This window comes from Faecalicatena sp. (assembly GCF_058819085.1).
Genome location: NZ_JBZUUL010000005.1, coordinates 49,591 through 69,284, shown reverse-complemented (window position 1 = coordinate 69,284; position 19,694 = coordinate 49,591). Strand labels below are relative to the sequence as shown.

At 44.5% G+C, this 19,694-nt stretch carries 17 protein-coding genes and 1 tRNA gene; all 18 read left to right on the top strand.

Features of this window, described 5'->3' with window-relative positions; all coding sequences use genetic code 11:
* Window positions 1-38 precede the first annotated feature (38 nt).
* The 18 genes from AC4OGX_RS04005 (at window position 39) to AC4OGX_RS03920 (ending at window position 19,547) form a co-directional block, all read left to right on the top strand.
* Window positions 39-1,127, top strand: coding sequence for an ABC transporter substrate-binding protein (locus tag AC4OGX_RS04005; RefSeq protein ID WP_493328620.1), 1,089 nt, complete (start codon window positions 39-41; stop codon window positions 1,125-1,127).
* Window positions 1,128-1,218: 91 nt separating this feature from the next.
* A complete protein-coding gene (locus AC4OGX_RS04000) occupies window positions 1,219-1,986 on the top strand; it encodes an ABC transporter permease (protein WP_493328619.1) in 768 nt (255 codons plus the stop codon).
* Window positions 1,987-1,989: 3 nt separating this feature from the next.
* Window positions 1,990-2,769, top strand: coding sequence for an ABC transporter permease (locus AC4OGX_RS03995; protein ID WP_493328617.1), 780 nt, complete (start codon window positions 1,990-1,992; stop codon window positions 2,767-2,769).
* Window positions 2,748-3,554: an ABC transporter ATP-binding protein gene (locus AC4OGX_RS03990; protein WP_493328616.1), complete on the top strand. Its 807-nt coding sequence runs from the start codon at window positions 2,748-2,750 to the stop codon at window positions 3,552-3,554. Before AC4OGX_RS03995 ends, AC4OGX_RS03990 begins: the two co-directional genes overlap by 22 nt.
* Window positions 3,547-4,293 (top strand): ABC transporter ATP-binding protein, encoded by a 747-nt coding sequence (locus tag AC4OGX_RS03985; protein WP_493328699.1) that lies wholly within the window; start codon window positions 3,547-3,549, stop codon window positions 4,291-4,293. The genes AC4OGX_RS03990 and AC4OGX_RS03985 overlap by 8 nt, the downstream gene beginning before the upstream one ends.
* A gap of 2 nt (window positions 4,294-4,295) precedes the next feature.
* On the top strand, window positions 4,296-5,762 hold the full coding sequence (locus AC4OGX_RS03980; RefSeq protein WP_493328615.1) for a sulfatase family protein: 1,467 nt from the start codon (window positions 4,296-4,298) through the stop codon (window positions 5,760-5,762).
* A 261-nt stretch (window positions 5,763-6,023) separates the two neighbouring features.
* Window positions 6,024-6,096: transfer RNA gene (locus AC4OGX_RS03975), tRNA-Lys, on the top strand.
* A gap of 328 nt (window positions 6,097-6,424) precedes the next feature.
* Window positions 6,425-7,738, top strand: coding sequence for an ABC transporter substrate-binding protein (locus tag AC4OGX_RS03970; protein ID WP_493328614.1), 1,314 nt, complete (start codon window positions 6,425-6,427; stop codon window positions 7,736-7,738).
* A gap of 21 nt (window positions 7,739-7,759) precedes the next feature.
* Window positions 7,760-10,294, top strand: coding sequence for an ATP-binding protein (locus AC4OGX_RS03965; protein ID WP_493328612.1), 2,535 nt, complete (start codon window positions 7,760-7,762; stop codon window positions 10,292-10,294).
* 303 nt (window positions 10,295-10,597) lie between these two features.
* Window positions 10,598-11,284 (top strand): FadR/GntR family transcriptional regulator, encoded by a 687-nt coding sequence (locus AC4OGX_RS03960; RefSeq protein ID WP_493328611.1) that lies wholly within the window; start codon window positions 10,598-10,600, stop codon window positions 11,282-11,284.
* A 217-nt stretch (window positions 11,285-11,501) separates the two neighbouring features.
* Entirely contained in the window at window positions 11,502-12,866 is a 1,365-nt protein-coding gene (locus tag AC4OGX_RS03955; RefSeq protein ID WP_493328609.1) for an ABC transporter substrate-binding protein, read from the top strand.
* 71 nt (window positions 12,867-12,937) lie between these two features.
* A complete protein-coding gene (locus AC4OGX_RS03950; RefSeq protein ID WP_493328607.1) occupies window positions 12,938-13,813 on the top strand; it encodes a carbohydrate ABC transporter permease in 876 nt (291 codons plus the stop codon).
* A 17-nt stretch (window positions 13,814-13,830) separates the two neighbouring features.
* A complete protein-coding gene (locus AC4OGX_RS03945) occupies window positions 13,831-14,661 on the top strand; it encodes a carbohydrate ABC transporter permease (RefSeq protein WP_493328605.1) in 831 nt (276 codons plus the stop codon).
* A 15-nt stretch (window positions 14,662-14,676) separates the two neighbouring features.
* Window positions 14,677-15,927 (top strand): alpha-L-fucosidase, encoded by a 1,251-nt coding sequence (locus AC4OGX_RS03940; RefSeq protein WP_493328603.1) that lies wholly within the window; start codon window positions 14,677-14,679, stop codon window positions 15,925-15,927.
* Between the two features lie 63 nt (window positions 15,928-15,990).
* Window positions 15,991-16,815 carry a transketolase gene (locus AC4OGX_RS03935; RefSeq protein ID WP_493328602.1) on the top strand — a complete coding sequence of 275 codons (825 nt, stop codon included), beginning with the start codon at window positions 15,991-15,993 and terminating at the stop codon, window positions 16,813-16,815.
* A 12-nt stretch (window positions 16,816-16,827) separates the two neighbouring features.
* Window positions 16,828-17,763, top strand: coding sequence for a transketolase family protein (locus tag AC4OGX_RS03930; protein WP_493328601.1), 936 nt, complete (start codon window positions 16,828-16,830; stop codon window positions 17,761-17,763).
* A gap of 48 nt (window positions 17,764-17,811) precedes the next feature.
* Complete coding sequence (gene garR / locus AC4OGX_RS03925; RefSeq protein WP_493328599.1) at window positions 17,812-18,738, top strand: 2-hydroxy-3-oxopropionate reductase; 927 nt, start codon at window positions 17,812-17,814, stop codon at window positions 18,736-18,738.
* Window positions 18,738-19,547 (top strand): SDR family NAD(P)-dependent oxidoreductase, encoded by an 810-nt coding sequence (locus AC4OGX_RS03920; RefSeq protein WP_493328597.1) that lies wholly within the window; start codon window positions 18,738-18,740, stop codon window positions 19,545-19,547. The genes garR and AC4OGX_RS03920 overlap by 1 nt, the downstream gene beginning before the upstream one ends.
* The last annotated feature ends 147 nt before the right edge of the window (window positions 19,548-19,694 follow it).

Here is a 19,694-nt window from a genome sequence, read left to right as displayed (position 1 = left end):
TGTTTAAAATAAAAGAAAGAGAAAAAGGAGAAAAGGGTATGAAGAAAAGAGTTTTAGCAGGTTTTCTTACGCTGGCTTTAGCACTCACCATGGTAACCGGCTGCCAGTCTGGAGGGGAAACGGAGAACAAAAAGGAAGCAGCTAAGTCTGAGGATTCAAAAGGCAGCACCGATCCCGGAGAGCTTCAGGTGATCAGGGTAGCGGTACAGCCATATTATATCAGTTCCCCGATCGGCTATATCATGGACAATAAGCTGGATGAGGCGAATGGCTTTAAGATCGAGCCTGTCATGTTTCCGACAGGAGCACCCATGAACGAGGCCATCGCATCCGATTCTTATGATGTAGCAACCATTGGCGGAGCGTTTGTATTTGGAGTGGCGAACTTCGATGCACATGTCATTGCCAGCCATATCAACGGAACCGGCGGTAATGAGATATGGGCTTACAAGGATTCTGCACTGGCAGGGGTAAAAGGAGTCAATCCGGATTATCCGGAGGTACTTGGTTCCCCGGAGACGGTAAAAGGGACAAAGATCGTGCAGACGACCGGAACGACGGGACAGCTTGCAGTGACAAAATGGCTGGAGGCGATCGGTGTGCCTGAGACGGATGTGCAGATGGTTCATATGGAATTTGCACAGTGCTATCAGGCCTTTAAAGGCGGACAGGCCGATGTGGCTGCCCTTACTTCCCCGTACTGTTTCCAGACAGATGACACCATGGTGAAGGTGGCAGACTTAGAACAGCTGGGACTGCAGCTTTATGAGGAGATCACGATCACAGACAAAGCATATAATAATCCGGATATTAAGGCAGTCATTCCTGCATTTTTGAAAACGCTTTACCAGGCAAATGATGAGCTGGAGGCAGATCCTCAGAAGAAGTTCGAGGCTGTTAAAAAATGGTACAACGAAAACGGCGGCTCGGCTACAGACGAGGACATCCAGGCAGAATGCGATCTGAAGCCTTTCGTGACAACAGAAGAAGCAAAAAAATTGAAACTTGGAGATTATGAAGCAACCTATGCTGAGTTTATGGTATCACAGGATAAGCTGGACAGTGACAAGGTGGAGACGGTAAAGAAAAATACCACGTCAGAGTTCCTTGATGAAGCACTGAAATAGGACATAAGTAAGGTGCTGCTGCAGAGACAGCCCGGGGCAGGGGATGTACTTTGCGGCAGCCCTATGAAGGTAGAAAGAGAGAAATGAGGATATGAAGAGAAACAAAAAGTATATGGTGATCTCAGCAATTTCCATGGCCTGCTTTTTCGTCGTATGGGAGCTGGTCACAGATGTGTTCCATCTGTTTCCGGTATATTCAATGCCCAGTCCGATCAAGACATTTCAGGCATTCTTTATAAAGCTTATGGATCCCTCACCGGATGGCTCTGTTCTTATGGTTCATGTGGCGGCCAGCCTGCAGGTGGCTCTGACAGGTTATATTCTGGGTGCCGCAGTGGGGATTCCTATGGGGATTCTGATGGCATGGTATAAGCCGGTCGACTTGTTTATCAAGCCGATCTTTGATCTGATCAGGCCGATCCCTCCTATCGGATGGGTTCCGATCATGATCCTTCTGCTGGGAATCGATCTCAAGTCAAAGGCTATGGTCATCTTCGTATCGGCAGTCATTCCATGTATCATTAATTCTTATTCAGGGATCAAACAGACGAGTGAAGTACATATCAATGTGGGCAAGACATTTGGACTGACAAAATTTGAGATTCTCAAAAAGATCGCGATACCAACTGCGCTTCCAATGATTTTTACAGGCCTGAGAGTTTCCCTTGGAGTGGCATGGATGACTCTGGTAGCCGCTGAATTGGTGGCAGCAACAAAAGGGCTTGGATATATGCTCCAGATTGCCCGGACGATCGGACGACCGGATATCATCGTGATGGGAATGCTTGTGATCGCCGGGGTCGGAGCGGTCTTAACAGGGACACTGGAATTTTTGGAAAAGAAGTTTGTGAGGAGGTAGAAGATGAAGACAAAGGAAAAAAGTCTTGCCCTGGGTGTTGGGGCAGCGGCGGTTCTAAGCGTTTTTTTAGTATGGTACTTTGCGGCCTCCTATACAAAGGTATCGCTGTTCTTCCCAACTCCACAGACTGTATTTACCAAATTTATGGAGTCACTGCGCGTGCCGATCGGGAAGTATACCCTTCAAATGCATGTATTGTATAGCCTGAAACGAGTTTTTATAGGATTTGGACTGTCTTCAGTGACCGGAATTATCCTGGGGGTTGCCATGGGGTATTCTCAAACGGTGAACGCGATAGTTAGGCCGATCTTTAACATTATCCGGCCAATTCCGGGGCTTGCATGGATCCCTCTTGCAATCCTCTGGTTTGGGATCGGAGAGACGACCAAGTATTTTATTATCTTCATGGGCGGCTTTGCGAATATTGTTTTGAATTCCTACGATGGTACCAATAAAGTGAATCCGACATTAGTGGGGGCAGCAGAGCTTCTTGGGGCAAATAAATTTCAAATTTTTACGAACATTATCCTGCCGAGTGCCACACCGTATATCTTTGCGGGGCTTCAGGTTTCCCTGTCTACATCCTGGATGGCAGTTCTGGCGGCAGAAATGATCAGTTCCTATGAAGGGGCGGGCTGGATCATTAACATGGGAATGAATTCAGGAGATACAGTACTGATTCTGGTAGGCATGATCTCTATTGCTGTAATCGGGTTTGCGTTGGCCAATATTATGAGAGTTTTAGAAAGGAGATTGTGTTCATGGACGGAAAGGGGAAAATAACAGTCAGGTGTAAAGATCTCTGTAAAACTTTTTATGCAAAAAACAGAAAACAGGACGAGGTGAATGAGGTCATAAGGGATCTGAACCTGGAGGTCCGGGAAAATGAGTTCTTAGTCCTGTTCGGCCCGGGACAATGCGGAAAAACAACCATCTTAAACCTGATGGCCGGGCTCGTAGAACCTACATCGGGAGAGCTTGAGGTAAATGGAAAAAGGGTGAACGGTCCCAGCAGCGACAGAGGGATGGTTTACCAGACAACGGCACTTTTTCCATGGATGAGTGTCATGAAAAATGTATCTTTTGGCCCAAGGATGCAGGGCGTAAAGAAAGAGGAATGGAAGAAAAGGGCACAGTATTATATTGATCTGGTGGGACTGACGGGATTCGAGGACAGCTATCCGGTAAAGCTTTCAGGAGGAATGCAGCAGCGTGTGGGGATCGCAAGGGCATACTGCAATAACCCGGATGTCATATTCATGGATGAACCGTTCGGACATCTGGATGCACAGACCAGATATCTGATGGAGGAGGAGATCGAGAAGATCTGTTCGAAAGAGAAGCGTACCGTTGTTTTTGTTACGAATAACGTTGAGGAAGCGATTTATCTGGCAGACAGGATCGTCGTTCTGACAGATATGCCTGCAGCAGTTAAGAAGGAATATATCATTGAACTTCCGCGGCCGAGAGACTATACAAGCAAAGAATTTCTGGCATTGAGGGAAGAGATCACGCAGTGCGTAGAGGTGAACGGGCCCGAAAAGGAGGCTGGCAATGGAAATGAATGAGAAAAGGGTAAAGGTGGAAGTTAAGGATCTGACCAAGGCATTTGGAGACCTGCTTGTCTTGGACAATATTTCCTTTCATGTATATAACGGGGAGTTTCTTTGTATCGTAGGACCGACCGGCTGTGGGAAAACAACATTTTTAAATTCACTGACCAAGGTTTACGATATTAATAAAGGGAGCATCAAGGTAGATGGGGAGGACATCCATCCTAAGAAGCACAATCTGGCCTATATTTTCCAGGAATATTCCACGATGGAATGGCTGAATATCCAGGAAAATGTGGAATTTGGACTGAAGGCGAAGCGGTTTCCCCCTGACAAGCTAAAGGAACGCTCCGATTATGTGATCAAGATGGTGGGGCTTGACAAATACCGTAATTATTATCCCAGCCAGCTTTCTGCAAGTATGCTGCAGAGAGTGGTGATCGCCCGGGCGTTTGCGATAGAGCCGGACCTTCTTCTGATGGATGAACCATATGGACAGCTGGATCTGACCTTAAAGTATAAGCTGGAGGATGAACTGCTGAAAATGTGGGAGGAGGTCAAAACAACCGTATTGTTTATAACTCATAATATCGAAGAGGCTGTGTATCTGTCTGACCGGATCATCGTCTTGACAAATAAGCCGACCCATATTAAAACAGAGATCATCAATGACCTCCCGCGTCCAAGAAAGGTATCAGACCCGGAATTTGTTGCGCTTAGAAATAAAGTAACGGATCTGATAAAATGGTGGTAAATATGGAGAAATATAATCTGATCATTATAACACCGGACCAGATGCGTGCCGATTATCTGGGATGCTACGGTCATGAGAGCATTGGCACAAAGCATATTGATGCACTGGCAGAAAGAGGGGTGCGCTTTCAAAATATGTACTGTGCCGCCCCGCTCTGCGGACCGAGCAGGTGCAGCTTTGCTACGAGCACCTATTTTTCGGAGCATAACCACAGGAATTACTGGTCCACAATATCGCCGGCCGTACCGAATATTGTTACATCGCTGAAACAGGCTGGGTATACAACCGGGATGTTTGGAAAAAACCACCTTTTCACATACTCCGAGCTTCCGAAGCTGTGGGATGCGCTGGATGAAGTCTGTCTCGGCAATTATGACGGGCATCCCCAATATGAGCATTCTTATTCATCCTTTACATTGGAAACGGAGCATCCTTTCAACATTACCCACAGACTGACGACAGAAGCCATTCAGTTTGTGGAAAACAATCGGGAAAAACCATACCTCCTGTGGATAAACTATCAGGATCCGCATCCGGCGTTTTGCTGTCCGCCTCCTTATGATACGATGTTTGACCCGGATGAGATTGAAATTCCGGTCACCTTTAGAGGCTATGATAAGGACAGTCAGCCGGTGAAGAATGAGGTGTTCCGAAAACATTCTGAAATGGACCGCTGTGCGGATGAGGACTTGAAAAAGGCGATCGCACACTATATGGGGCAGATCCGTTATGTGGATGATAATGTAGGAAGGCTTGTGGAAGCCTTAAAAGCGAATGGACAGGATAAGAAGACTGTGATCTTATTCTTCTCCGATCATGGAGAACTGCTGGGCGATTATGGCATGACCCATAAGAATCCAACATTTTATGAATGCCTGTCTCATATTCCGGCAATTTTGGTGCATCCTGACGGAAAATGGAAGAATACAGTTTTTGCAGGGTTGACAGAGGAGGTGGATATGGTGCCCACTCTGCTGGATATCCTGGGAGTTCAGATCCCGCCTACCATGACAGGCAGATCCTGGGCGGATGCGCTTGACAGAGGGGATGACAGCGGGAGAGAGACGATCCTGTGTGAAGCCGGGGGAGGCTGCCCGACTTACAAAGAACCGATTCCGGGATTTACATTGACGGCGCCCCATGCACCGACTTCATTCGGCCCGGGTGCCATGATAAGAAAGGGGAGCTTTAAGCTCTCTGTATATGCAGATGACAGGGCGGAGCTATATGATCTGAATTCCGACCCGCATGAACTGAAAAATCTATATCAGGATGAGGCATACGCAGAGGTTAGAAATGACCTGACAACGCTTTTGCTAAAGCGGGTCATGAGTGTGAAGGTAAGGGACATCCATAAGCTGGAATGGGATTACCCACAGTATCCCCACGATGTCAGATTTGAGCCGCTGGAATCCTTTGGCGCTGTGCTTGAGGATATCAGGGCAAGCGGGGAATATGGAGATCATTGAAGCTGACAGCAGGAATATATGGAGGACGCAAAATGCAGGCGTCCTCCGCATTTTCTATATTGCCTGAGATTCCCCGTTTATGCGGTATTACGCCAGCTTTTATGGAAGCATAGCAGTGGAATCTTTCAGGCTGGAAGGCAGGAAATTGAATGAATTTACAAAAAAATAAAAAAATTTTAAAAAAGGGGTTGCATTTTCCCGAAACATTAGATATAATATCACTTGCGTCAAGGAAATAAAGACGCAAACAAAATAAGGCTTGCGCGATTAGCTCAGTTGGTAGAGCACCTGACTCTTAATCAGGGTGTCCAGGGTTCGAACCCCTGATCGCGCATCGAAGCACTGTTTTCGTGGAGTTGGAGTCACGGGGACGGTGTTTTTTTCGTTTATTTGCTATTTCACCGCCCGAAACTCTCCGGGAGTGATTTTTTTCTTTAAATATCCGGATAAAATTCGTTTCATTATGGATTCCCACCAATATTTCAATTTTATATACAGGAGTGGATGTCTGCATCAGCAGTGATTCTGCAGTTTAAAAGGCTGCCTGGCAGAGTGAAAAGAGGCAAATTTGGAACAAATGCACACAAATTGCAGGTATTATGATATAATTTTATGCAATAAGCCTGTGATGAGATTTCCAGGCCGGAGAGAGGATAAAGAGGATGAAGAGAAGAGGTATGCGGATAGCGGCTTTGACAGTTTTTATGGCTATGCTGCTCGGCGGATGCAAGGGAAGTTCAGATCCTGATTCCCTTAAGATCAAGGAAACAAAAAAAGAAAAAACTGTGCTGACAATGTTTCTGCCCATAGATGGGACCGGACAGGCAGTATCGACATATCGGAATGCCATTTCAGATTATAATAAAGCACAGGAAGAGGTAGAGATCAGGGTTGATGGGATCGCCACGGGAGACGGTTTTAATGAGGCTCTGGAACGTAGATTAGAGGAAGGCGGGGAAGGTGCAGATCTTTTTGTGGTCAATGCAGACAGAGTGAAGGATCTGTATGCAGAAGGGTATTTTATGGATCTGGGCAGCCTGCCTGTGTATGATCAGCTGAGTGAAAGTGCGAAGATGCAGTCTAAGGTTGGTGATATTGTATACACTGTTCCGCTGCAGATGACCGCATATGGTCTTTATGTGAATGTAGGGAGATTGAAGGAATTTGATTTGGAGGTACCCAAAAACCGGGAGGAGTTTCTGCATTGCTGCCAGGTTCTTAAAGAAGGCGGGATCACTCCGATCGGTCTGAACCGGTGGTATGCATTGACAACATATACCATGGGTGTGGGACTTGCACCGATTTATCAGGCAGAAAATAAAGAGGAGATCCTTGCCGGATTAAATGACGGCAGTGTGAAGATAGGAGATTATATGGTCGAGGGCTTCCGTTTTTTCCAGGAGCTGGTACAAAAGGGATATTACGGGGACAACATCACCGCTGAGGAGACGGATAAGATCAAAGCCGGTGCAGAGGGGATCGAGAAGTTTAGAAACGGAGAGAACGTTTTTTTAGCCTCTCCTCTCGGAAGTGAGAAATATATTGACGATGTGGACAACGGAGAGATCGAATTTGTGCAGACAGGCTTTCCGGTACTTTCCGATGGCTCTGTCTGTATTCCGGCGGCAGGGGCCAGACTTTGTGTCAATGCAAAGGGAAAGCATGCCAAAGAGGCCTATGAAGCAGCAGAATATCTGACGACGATGAAATTTCAGGAGCTGGCAAGGTCAGACAGCGGTTATCCGTCTGCCATAACGGGAGACAAAAAGAAAGAGATTGATGAAAGATGTAGCGATTTGTATGAGAAATCTTTGGAAGCAGGGCAGATCCCCATCGAGGATATGTCTCTTAGCTTTACCTATTGGGATACAATTCGTGAGCTGTGCTTAAAGGTGATAGACGGCATGACACCCGAGGAGGCAGCAGAGGAATATAATCAGATTCAGGCAGCACAGATTGAGGAAAATCTTTCCTAGAAAAGTGCAGGAGAAATAGCAGTGGAAAAAGTAGTGGAAAACGCAGAGGGGAATACCAGAAGATACCGCAGAGGCAGGATCGCCCTGATCATAACATCGGTTGTTTTTGTCATATTGGCTGCCGTGATCAGTACCAATCTGGTAAACAGGATCCGGGAACGAGTCAGAAGCACGTCTGTCCAGGTCATCAGTGAGCTGACTGACAACAAGGCGAAGATACTGGTGGGCATTTTAGAAGAGACAGAGGATGCCTTGTCTGCCCATTCTAAATATCTGGGAGATGAGAAGGATCCCGCTCGCAGAGTTCAGATCACGGAGCAGTTCCAGGCGACGCATTCCATGGAGGCTCTGGCTGTCAGGGATGCCGACGGAAATGATATTTATGGAAATGTAGATGAGATGTGCCTGAATGGAATTCCGGAGGAATTTGAGAAGTCACTTCGTTTGGAACCTTCAGAGGTTATATGGGATACCGCACTTGATCCAAGCGGGCGCCGCATGATTTTATTTGGCGTGTCCATACCGGGAGGGGGCAGTATCTATGGGTCATTGGGGGCTGAAAGCCTGGAAAATGCTTATGGAGAAACGACTTATGTGGATGAAGGATATAGTTATATTGTAAAAAAGGATGGGGAGATCGTCCTTCCTCCTATTCGTTACAGCTATGAACAGATCTATATGAACATGGGGAATCTTTTAAAGAATAACGGAAATGAGAAGGAAAAAGTGGAGGCCTTCATGGAAGCGCTTGACAGCAGGAAGTCAGGATCTGTTGTCTTCTCCTTTGATGGGAAGGAGCAGTTGATCTGTTTTGAACCTCTGACAGTGGATAAGGCGTGGCAGATCATTACGGTTGTGCCGTTGAGTGCAGTGGAGTCAGATGGGCACCAGATCATCAGGATGTCTGTGTACATGGCCGCAAGTATTGTAGTGGCACTTGTTTTAGTTTTGATCTTCGGAATCTCAATTTACTTTTTTACCCAGCGGAAACAGAAGGAAAATGATAAGTTTCTCAGACGGATCTATCAGGCTATCTCAGAGAATATCGACACTGTCATTTTCATTTTGGATGAAGCTTCGTCCACTCTGGATTATGTTTTTGAAAACAGTCAGCGGATATTAGGCATAGCGGCACAGGAATTTTTAGTCCGGCCGGAACACAGTGACAGCGAATTTAGAGATAAACTGGAAGAACTTCTGCAGAGTGAACGGCCTCAAAAGTGGAAAGAGCATCAGATGCGGCTTTATAATGACCGAATGAATCAGGATATGTGGCTGAAGGTGATCAGCTGTCCGTTTTTTCTGGGAGATTCCCGCAAATATATTTTTTCTGTGACAGATGTGACCGAGGAATATAAGTCCAGAGAAAACATTATTGCAGCGGTAACAGCGGCAGAACAGGCCAATGCAGCAAAGAGCCAGTTCCTGGCCAGCATGTCCCATGATATCCGCACGCCGATGAATGGGATCGTAGGAATGACTTCCATTGCCAGAATGAATCTGGACGACAGGGCCAGAGTCGAGGACTGTCTAAATAAGATAGATATTTCCTCAAAGATGCTTTTGGGGCTTATTAATGATGTGCTGGATATGTCCAAGATTGAAAACGGTAAACTGGTTCTAACGAAGGAGCCGTTTGATCTGGAGGACTTCCTGGGAAATTTAGAGTCTGTATTTCAGAACCAGTTTAACGCTAAAAAACAGGAATTTCAGATGCAGGTTCGGGTGGAGCACAGGAAGCTTTCAGGAGATGAGACAAGGCTGAACCAGATTTTTGTCAATCTTTTGTCCAATGCAGTGAAATTTACCCCTCAAAATGGAAAGATCACTTTTTTGGCGGAGGAGCTGGAGCAGAGGCATACGGGCTTTGCAGTTTATCGTTTTCAAGTGGCTGATACAGGGATCGGAATGCCGCCGGAATTCCTGAAAAGGATCTTCAATCCCTTCGAGAGGGCGGACGGCAGCATCGTGAACAAGACGGAAGGAACCGGGCTTGGGATGGCGATCACAAAGAATCTGGTTACTGCCATGGGCGGGCAGATCTCGGTGGAAAGTAAGCAGGGAGAAGGAACTACGTTTCGTGTGGAACTGGAGCTTGCGACATTAGATCTCAGCAGAATGGAAAGCAGCAGTGTGAAAGAGGGAAGTCAGCAGTACTATGAGTATTCAGGAAAGCGGATCTTGCTGGCTGAGGATAATGAATTGAACAGGGAGATCGCTGTTGAGCTTTTAGAGAGCCGCGGCGCCAAGGTAGAGTGCGCAGAAAATGGATCAGAGGCAGTGAAGCTCTTTGAATCCAGAGAGGAAGGCTATTATGATGCTGTTCTGATGGATATTCAGATGCCTGTGATGAACGGGTATGAAGCGGCCCGGGCGATCCGAAGCTCCAAGCATCCCCAGGCACAGAAGATTGTGATCATCGCCATGACCGCTAATGCATATTCAGAGGATGTGAAGGCATCAAAAGATGCGGGAATGAATGGACATGTGGCAAAACCTGTCGATATGGAACGGGTTTCCAGGGCGTTAAGTGAGGCCGGGCAGGAAAGAAGATGAGGATGCGGAAAAGTTAAGCTATAGATCATGATGATCGAAAGTGGTAATGATTGTAGATAAGAAAAGAGTCCGGGGATTAGGTTCTCCGGGCTTTTCTTTATGAAAATCCGTTTTTTACTATAAAATTATTCATTGGCTTTATAATACCAATGATTGACAATTTTATACAAATACTTGATAATAGGATTATCTGTATTACAACATACAAGATTCAGGTATATGAATCTAATTTTACTGAATTGCTGGAAAATCTGTATATGTACGAAATAAGTTAAAAGGTAATGAATGACAGGAGGTAACACAATGGGAATCAAGCCTATCAAAAAGGTGAATGTAGGGGAACAAGTATTATTTCAGCTAAAGAGAATGTTGATTGATGGAGAGTGGGAACCAGGAAGTAAAATTCCATCGGAAAATGAATTGGCGGAGCTGTTTGGCGTAAGCCGGATCACAGTGCGTCAGGCTTTACAGAAGTTAAATGCACTGGGATTAATTGAGACAAGGCTGGGCGATGGCTCATATGTCAGAAAGCTTGATATTGGAGAAAGTATGAATGCGTTGATACCTGTCATGTATTTGGGAGACCAGTCAGACGCACAGGTCTTCGAGTTCAGACAGATTATTGAGACAGGCTGCACAAAATTGGCAGTGGGACGTGCAACCAAAAAGGATATTGAAGAACTAAAAGCAATTGTAGAAGAAATGGAAAAAAGCAAGGATAATTCAGATATCAAGGGATTTAGCAAGGCTGATTTAAGATTTCATTTCAAAATTGCTCAAATCACCAGGAATGCTCTTTTTATTAAGACAAATAGTATCTTACAGGATGTGCTGGAGCAGTCTATGGACAGCGTGATTGATAAAATGGGTTTTGAAAATGGGATTTTCTATCATCGGCAGATAGTAAAAGCATTTGAAGAGCGTAATGAGGATGAAGCTGTTAAGATGATGAAAGATCATATTGAGAAGAATTTTGAATATTTCAAATGAAATCAAAAACGAAATAAAACATAAATGAATTGTGCAAAATATACAAAAAGAAACTTCGGTGCGTAAATATATTGAAAAAAATGTTAGTCTATGTTATATTTTACCCATAGCTGTAATACAGGTATCAACTAACAACAATCAGGATACGGGTGATGGTTCGTTAGTCCAAACGTTTGGAAGAAGTGTGGGTAAAAATTTCACAGGAAGGAGAAAGATTATGAAAAAAAGGATGAAACAAATTTTAGCCTGCCTGGTGGCGGCTTCAGTTCTGGTAGGATTGTGTGCATGCTCAGGTGATAAGAAGGAAGAGGAAAGTCAGGGCGATATAGCGGATGCAGGCTACGATATTGATGCCATGGAGGTAGAGGATACAACGGTAAAATTATATCATCGTATCAATGCCGACGGCGGGGATGCAGAGAGTGAATATTTTATTAAGAAGGTCAATGAGTGGAATGAAGCCGATAATGGTATTACGATCGAACCGATCTTTATTATGAAAGAGACGGATTATCTGGACCGGCTATCCACAGATATCGCATCAGGTGACGCCCCGGATATTTTTATGCAGTATGGCGGAACGAATTGTCTTGATTATGTAGAATCTGACATTGTATTAAATCTGGAGCCTTATTTTGAGGCAGATCCGGATTGGTACAATGGAATCGTAAAAGCAAATTGGAATATGGTTGATTATGGACGTTATGGACATGAGGGGATCTATGGAGCACCCTGGTCAGCCTTTGAACTGCTTTTATACTACAATGAGGAGTATTTAGACAAATGTAATCTGGAAGTCCCGAAGAGCTGGGATGAGCTTGTAAACTGCTGCGAAGTACTTAAGAACAACGGATATCAGCCATTTATGGTTGGAGAATCTGACAATTACAGATATGGACATCTGCTGAGTGCGATGGCTGTAAAATCTTATGGACCCGACTTCGAAAATGAACTGGCTGAGCGGAAGTATACATATGCAAGTCCTGAGATCGTAAGCTTGATCCAGGAGATTAAAGATATGCAGGACAAGGGGTATTTTGGAGAAAACGTTTTAAGTGTTGATGTAAATGCAGAGCGTTCTTATTTTGGAGCCGGAGACTGTGCATTCATGATCGACTTATCAAGAGGCGGGGCATTATTGTCAGATTCAGAATGTTTTAAAAAGCAGACGATCCATGCGGCTAAGATCCCATATTTTGATGCAAAGTACGAAAAGGATAATATGGGAGGAGCATCTCAGAACTACTTTATCTGTACGATGAACAAATCCGTAAACCAGATCAAGGCATCCCTGAAAGTGGTTAAATGGCTGACAAGCCAGGAATTTGTTGACGGTCTGGTAAAAGAGTATGCAAATACATATTCGGTGATCCCTTCCGAAGGTATCATTGATAATTATATGTTTGAGGAATGCAATGAGTTAATGTCCCAGACAGAAGCCTATGTTGCAGAGCTGGCACAGGCAAGTACAAATACTGCTGAACTGACAGTTGTAAGAAATGCATTACAGTTGTTGGGAAGCGGTTCTACAGCAGAAGAGGTAAGCAAAGAAATTATGGATAACCTGGCAAATTACGAATAAGAAGAGGGGCCTCCGCGAAATGCCTGACAGCAGGAAGGAACCGGAGGCCCTGTCATATGAGGAGGAAGCGCATGAAAAGGAAGGATTATTGGATTGCTGCGGTGTTTTTACTTCCGGCAATTTCACTTCTTGTTATATTTGTAATCTATCCCATTATCAGTAATGCCATTTTATCTTTTCAGTCCTGGAATGGGATATTCAGCGCCAAAAAGTCTTTTATAGGACTAGAAAACTACAGTGTCATCTTTGCAGATAAGTCTTTTTGGCGTTCATTAGGAAATGCGGGGATATTCCTTTTAGTTGGCTTTTTGATTCAGATGCCGCTTTCGTATGGATTAGCTCTTTTGGTAACATCGAAAATAAGAGGCAAAAATCTTTTCCGGACTGTTTACTATCTTCCTGTAATATTGGGGACAACCATTGTAGCGGTCATGTGGAAAAATCTGATCAATCCAAATTATGGGGCTGTCATAGAGATTATCCGCAATCTGGGATGGGAAACCATGGATTTCGACTGGCTGAATACTCCGGGATTAAACGTTTGGATCGTAGCCCTTGTAAACTGCTGGAAGTCTGCTGCTTATAATATGCTGATCTTTTGTGCAGGTTTAGTGACAATCCCTGAGACGCTAAACGAGGCTTGTGTCATTGATGGCTGTTCTGCCTGGCAGAGGATACGCTATATTACCCTTCCTTTAAGTAAAAATTCTTTTAAGGTCTACTCTATTCTATGTATCACGGGCTGCATCAAGCAGTTTGATATGATTTGGGCCATGACAGGCGGAGGGCCGAATGCGACCAGTTCAACTCCGGGCATACTGCTTTACTTAAATGCCTATTCATTTAAGCTGATGGGGCGCAGTGCAGCAATCGCAATTGTACTTTTAGTGCTGGGAGTAGTTTTAAGCATCTGCTGTAACAAGATATTTAAACAGGAAGAATATTGAAAGGGGGCGATAAAGCAATGAAATTAAGAAGTTGGAAAAAATTTGTACTGTATGCAATCGCTATAATCTGGCTTCTGGCAACGATCATTCCGTTACTGTATGTATTTATTTCTTCATTTAAAACAAATGATGAGATGTATAGAAGCGCATTAAATCTGCCTATACACTGGAAAATAGAAAATTATGCAGTGGCAAATGAGCTTGGACATTCTATTCGCTCCATCGGAAATTCCTTACTTGTTGCAGTATCTACCACAGTGATCGAAGTGATTGTGGCGATGATGGCAGCCTATGCAATTTCAAGGAAAAGGCATGTTTTTTTCGCGAGACATGCTTATATGTTATTTGTAATAGGTGTTATGGTGCCGATCCACTCCACACTGATCCCCATTTCATCCATGGCGGCAGACTGGGGACTGAAAAACAATTTTGCATATCTTGTCTTAGTCTATGTATGCTTTAATCTGGCTCAGGGGATCTTTTTGTTTACCGGATTTCTGGATTCTGTGAGCAGAGAAATAGATGAGGCAGCGATCATAGATGGATGCAGTGATTTCAGATTATTAAGGTCTATTTTATTACCCATATGTAAGCCTATCATTGCTACAGAAGCAATCTTCTCTTTCATTTACGCATATGGGGAGCTTGTATTTTCTCTGACCTTGATTTCTGATCCTGCTAAGTATACAGTACCGCGGGCAATGCTTTCTTTCTGGGGAGAGTTTTCCGCACAGATGGGACCTCAGTATGCATTTATTATTCTGTCGGTTATCCCGGTCATTATTGTGTATGTATTATTCCATAATCAAATTCAGAGCGGGGTTATGTCCGGTGCGGTGAAGGGATAGAAGGAGGGAGCTAAGATGATAAGAGACAACTGGTTTAAAGATGCAAAATACGGATTATTTATCCATTGGGGGATTTACTCTATATTAGGAGGCGTATATCAGGGAAAAAAGATTCCGTATGGTGCGGAATGGATCATGAAGAATGCAAAAATACCTTTTAAGGAGTACCAAAAGCTGGCAGATATTTTTAATCCTGTGGACTTTAATGCAGCAGACATTGTAAGTAAAGCAAAAAGGTGGGGAATGAAGTACCTCGTATTTACTGCAAAACACCATGATGGATTTGCAATGTATGATTCCAAGGTCTCCGATTATAACATTATGAATACACCGTTTAAGCGCGATCCCCTGAAGGAGCTTGCAGAGGAATGTCATAAACAGGGCATCATATTAGGTATTTATTACTCTCAGATGCAGGACTGGGAGGATGAGAATGGCTGGGGGAATGATTGGGACTATAGACCGGATACGGAAAAAGACTTTGAAAAGTATTTTTACAACAAAGTAAAGCCGCAGATCAAGGAGCTTCTTACAAATTATGGAGATGTAGGGATTATGTGGTTTGACACTCCGTATGTGATGCCGGTCCAGTTATGTGAGGAATTGAAGGAATATACAAAAAGTCTACAGCCGGATTGTCTGATCAATGGAAGGATCGGTTACAAATTAGGCGATTACAGGCAGATGTCGGACAATGAAATCCCGCTTCTTTCCTTCCCGGGAGATTGGGAGACCCCTATGACCCTGAATGATACCTGGGGATATTCAAAGGTGGACCACAACTGGAAGAGTGCATCGGATGTGTTGTACAAATTAGTAGATGTAGTAGGAAAAGGCGGTAATCTTTTGCTTAATATCGGCCCGGATGAAAAGGGAGATATTCCCGGGGGCAGTGTTGAAGTGTTAGATGAAGCAGGGCGGTGGCTTGATGTTAACGGTGAGAGTATCTATGAGTGTAATGTAAAGATGGATTTTCAATACCAGATAAGCTGGGGAAAAGTAACGGGCAGAGAAGGAAAATTGTATTTACATGTATTTAAGTACCCTCATTTTCCGTATGAGATCTTGATCACCGGCTTAAAAACACGGATAAAAAAAGTAAGTATTTTAGAAAGCGGCAGGCCATTGCAGTTTTTCCAGAGTTATGAACCGGCCAGAGATGAATATCGGTTCAGGGTTCTTCTACCGGAAAACGGAAAATTAGATAAGGATATGGTTTTGTGTGCTGAATATGAGGGTGCGATCGAGATACAAGAATTAGATTAGCTTTATATATCTAAATTACAACAAGTATCATGCAGCAGATATCATATAACAGGGGGTTAAGAGATGGAATACAGTGATGAGTTAATCATAAGACTTAAAGAGCAGGCAAAAATATTAAGACGTGATGTGGTGGTCAGTATGGGGATCGGAGTCGCAGGACATATTGGAGGTTCCAATTCATCAGCAGATATCGTGGCGGCACTTTATTTTTATAAGATGCGGTATGACAGTAAAAATCCTAAGAGGAAAGACAGGGACAGATTCTTGCTCAGTAAAGGGCACGTGGCTATTTTACAGTATGCGGCCCTGGCAGAAGCGGGGTTTTTCCCGGTAGAGGATCTGGTCCATACAAAGGAGGTTGGTTCCTATCTGCAGGGACATCCGGATGTTCGGAAGACACCGGGAATTGAAGCGGGCACAGGCTCACTTGGGCAAGGCCTGTCCATCGGACTTGGAATGGCTCTGGGTCTGAGGGCAGACCGCATTGATAGAAATGTGTATGTGCTGATTGGCGACGGTGAACTGGCAGAAGGGCAGATCTGGGAGGCCGCGATGGCAGCAGGATTCTATAAAACAGATAATCTGATTGCGATCGTGGACAAAAATAATTTTCAGGCAAACGGTGTCGTGAAAGAACGTATGGATTCTAATCCACTGCCGGATAAGTGGAAAAGTTTCGGATGGAATGTGCTGGAGATTGACGGCCATAACATGGTAGAAATCCTTACAGCGCTGGATGAGGCAGATCATGAAAAAGACAGACCTACCGTGATCATTGCCAATACCATTAAGGGAAAAGATATCAGTTTCGCAGAAAATGTGATCGGATACCATAACGGCATGCTGACGGCAGAGACATACCGACAGGCGTTAGAAGAGCTGGCATAAAGGAGGATGGCTATGAGTTGTAAGAATCAAAGAACCGCCTATGGGGAAACCTTAGTTGAGCTTGGGAGAGAAAATAAAAACATCGTAGTTCTCGACGCAGATTTAGGCGGATCTACAATGGGGAAAATGTTTGAAAAGGAATTCCCCGACAGACACTATGAGATGGGTATTGCGGAGGCGAATATGACGTCAGTTGCAGCCGGGCTTGCACAGACAGGAAAGATACCCTTTACCAATTCCTTTGCTGTTTTTGCTGCCGGGAGAGCATATGACCAGATCCGCCAGACTATTGCCATAGGAAATCTGAATGTAAAGATCTGTGGTTCATCTTCTGGACTATCTGATTTTGGAGACGGTGCCACACATCAGGCAGTAGAGGACATTGCGATTATGAGGGCGATTCCTAATATGACGGTGATCTCCCCGGCTGATGCAAATGAAACAAGATCAGCAGTCAGGGCAGTGACAGAAATGGATGGTCCGTGTTATATAAGGCTGAACCGCAATGATTACGAGAATGTGACAGAAGAGGGGACAGAATTTAAAATAGGGGTACCGACAGTTTTGAAGGAAGGAACTCAGGTGGTTGTCTTTGCCACCGGATATATGGCAGGACTTGCGATGCAGGCAGCAAAAGAGCTGGAGGGACAGATTTCTGTCAGGGTCGTCAATGTCAGTACAATAAAGCCGATAAATACCGATGCAGTGATCCAGCTGACAAGAGGCTTAATAGGTGTGGTTACAGCAGAAGAACACAGTGTAGTAGGCGGCCTGGGGAGCGCAATAGCGGAAGTACTTAAAAAAGAGTGTATTCCGATAGAGTTTGTCGGGATCGAAGATACTTTTGGCTGCAGTGCCCATAATTATGAGGAGCTGCTGGAATATCACGGACTCACCAAAAAGCACATTGTGGAAGTGATCGAAAGAATGGCTCAGCAGGACGTATAGATGGGATGTCTGAATATGGGGTATCTCGAGAATATTACTGATCGGGATATGATAGAAAGTCGAGGGATTAATAATATGAAAATAGGATTTATTGGACTAGGAATCATGGGAAAGCCGATGGCAGCAAATTTAATCAAAGCGGGTCATACTGTTGTTGCCTATGATATTCTAAAGCAAAACGTTGAATTAATGGTACAGGATGGGGCTATAGAAGGAAAATCTGCCAAGAGTATTGCAGAGGAATGTAAAGTAATTATAACTGTTCTGCCAAACTCACCTCATGTGAAGGAGGCTGTTCTGGGGAAAGACGGGGTTTTGGATGGCGCCGCACCAGGCAGTATCCTGATCGATATGAGCTCGATCGCTCCATTAGCATCCCAGGAGATTTATTCCGCATGTGCCAGGAAGGGCGTAGAGATGCTCGATGCCCCTGTTTCCGGCGGTGAGCCTAAGGCGATAGACGGGACGCTGTCTATCATGGCTGGCGGTAAAAGGGAGGTATTTGAACAAGTATACGATATTCTGATGGTCATGGGGAAAAGTGCAGTATACTGCGGCGCGATCGGTGCGGGAAATACAACAAAGCTGGCAAATCAGATCATCGTTGCCCTAAATATTGCAGCCGTTTCTGAGGCCTTTATGCTTAGTACAAAGGCTGGGGTCGACCCTGAAAAAGTTTTTGATGCGATCAAGGGTGGTTTAGCAGGATCTACTGTAATGAATGCGAAGATTCCAATGATTATGGAACGAAATTTTAAGCCGGGCTTTAAGATCGATCTCCATATCAAGGATTTAAATAATGCCTTGGATACCGGACATGAGGTAGGAGTTCCGCTTCCCCTGACAGCCAGCGTTATGGAGGTACTTCAGAAGCTCCATGCAGACGGACACGGGCAGGAGGATCACTGTGCGATTGCAAAATATTACGAAAAGCTGGCAGATGTATGTGTAAAGAGCAGGGGGGACAGTGAATAATGAATGTTGGGGAAAATCTGCAGAAACTGTTTTCACTGGAAGATAAGGTCGTGGTTTTTACCGGGGCAGCAGGAGGGATCGGCAGTGCTATCGCGTTTGGCATGGCGTGTGCGGGTGCAAAGATCGCACTTTGTGATATTGACGAAAAACTGCTTTCAGATATAGAAAATAGAATTAAAGAAGCAGGTGGTAAGGCAACAAGCCATTTGCTGGATGTAACCCAAAAGGACAGCATAACAGAATGTATAGAGGAAATAGGGAAGCTTTATGGGCGGATCGATATTCTGGTAAACTGTGCAGGGATCAATAAGCGGGAAGGATTTATGGATGTAAAGGAAGAAACCTTTGACCGCATTATGAATATTAACTTAAAGGGAGTTTTCCTGGTGTCACAGGCAGTCGCTCCTTTTATGAAAAGGCAGAGGAAGGGCAGTATTATCAACATTGGCTCTCATAATACAGGCAGTATCTTAGGCGGATGTTCTGTATATGGCGCTTCGAAATGCGGTGTCCTCTCTCTCACCCGGTCTATGGCTGTAGAATGGGCAAAATATAATATACGGGCCAATTGTGTAAGCCCCGGTCATATACAGACTGCTTTGACAGTACCCACCTGGGAGCATCCGGAACGCTCAAAGTATTTGTTGGAAAGAATCGCACTGGGCAGACCCGGATATCCCGAAGATGTTACTGGTGTATGTATCATGTTAGCTTCAGATGCATCTTCATACATAACAGGAACGGAGGTCAGGGTTGATGGCGGATGTATCGCCGGTGGGCAGCCGTGGGATTATGATACAGAATTTTAGCCTTATTAAGGAAGAAATGGTACTGGAAATATAGAAAGTATATTTCTAGTTATACTGTTGTAGAAAAATCGCTGTACTCTTTGTATTTAGTGGGGTACGGCGATTTTTTAGTATTAAAATATTCTTCTCTCTCAGATCTGAGAGGAA

Bases quoted from the DNA above. Each gene is read 5' to 3' on its own strand.
- AC4OGX_RS03960 (WP_493328611.1), top strand. From the start codon at position 10,598: ATGGGAATCAAGCCTATCAAAAAGGTGAATGTAGGGGAACAAGTATTA.
- AC4OGX_RS03935 (WP_493328602.1), top strand. From the start codon at position 15,991: ATGGAATACAGTGATGAGTTAATCATAAGACTTAAAGAGCAGGCAAAA.
- AC4OGX_RS03970 (WP_493328614.1), top strand. From the start codon at position 6,425: ATGAAGAGAAGAGGTATGCGGATAGCGGCTTTGACAGTTTTTATGGCT.
- AC4OGX_RS04000 (WP_493328619.1), top strand. From the start codon at position 1,219: ATGAAGAGAAACAAAAAGTATATGGTGATCTCAGCAATTTCCATGGCC.
- AC4OGX_RS03930 (WP_493328601.1), top strand. From the start codon at position 16,828: ATGAGTTGTAAGAATCAAAGAACCGCCTATGGGGAAACCTTAGTTGAG.
- AC4OGX_RS03945 (WP_493328605.1), top strand. From the start codon at position 13,831: ATGAAATTAAGAAGTTGGAAAAAATTTGTACTGTATGCAATCGCTATA.
- AC4OGX_RS03980 (WP_493328615.1), top strand. From the start codon at position 4,296: ATGGAGAAATATAATCTGATCATTATAACACCGGACCAGATGCGTGCC.
- AC4OGX_RS03985 (WP_493328699.1), top strand. From the start codon at position 3,547: ATGAATGAGAAAAGGGTAAAGGTGGAAGTTAAGGATCTGACCAAGGCA.
- AC4OGX_RS03995 (WP_493328617.1), top strand. From the start codon at position 1,990: ATGAAGACAAAGGAAAAAAGTCTTGCCCTGGGTGTTGGGGCAGCGGCG.
- garR (WP_493328599.1), top strand. From the start codon at position 17,812: ATGATAGAAAGTCGAGGGATTAATAATATGAAAATAGGATTTATTGGA.
- AC4OGX_RS03990 (WP_493328616.1), top strand. From the start codon at position 2,748: ATGGACGGAAAGGGGAAAATAACAGTCAGGTGTAAAGATCTCTGTAAA.
- AC4OGX_RS04005 (WP_493328620.1), top strand. From the start codon at position 39: ATGAAGAAAAGAGTTTTAGCAGGTTTTCTTACGCTGGCTTTAGCACTC.
- AC4OGX_RS03950 (WP_493328607.1), top strand. From the start codon at position 12,938: ATGAAAAGGAAGGATTATTGGATTGCTGCGGTGTTTTTACTTCCGGCA.
- AC4OGX_RS03955 (WP_493328609.1), top strand. From the start codon at position 11,502: ATGAAAAAAAGGATGAAACAAATTTTAGCCTGCCTGGTGGCGGCTTCA.
- AC4OGX_RS03920 (WP_493328597.1), top strand. From the start codon at position 18,738: ATGAATGTTGGGGAAAATCTGCAGAAACTGTTTTCACTGGAAGATAAG.
- AC4OGX_RS03940 (WP_493328603.1), top strand. From the start codon at position 14,677: ATGATAAGAGACAACTGGTTTAAAGATGCAAAATACGGATTATTTATC.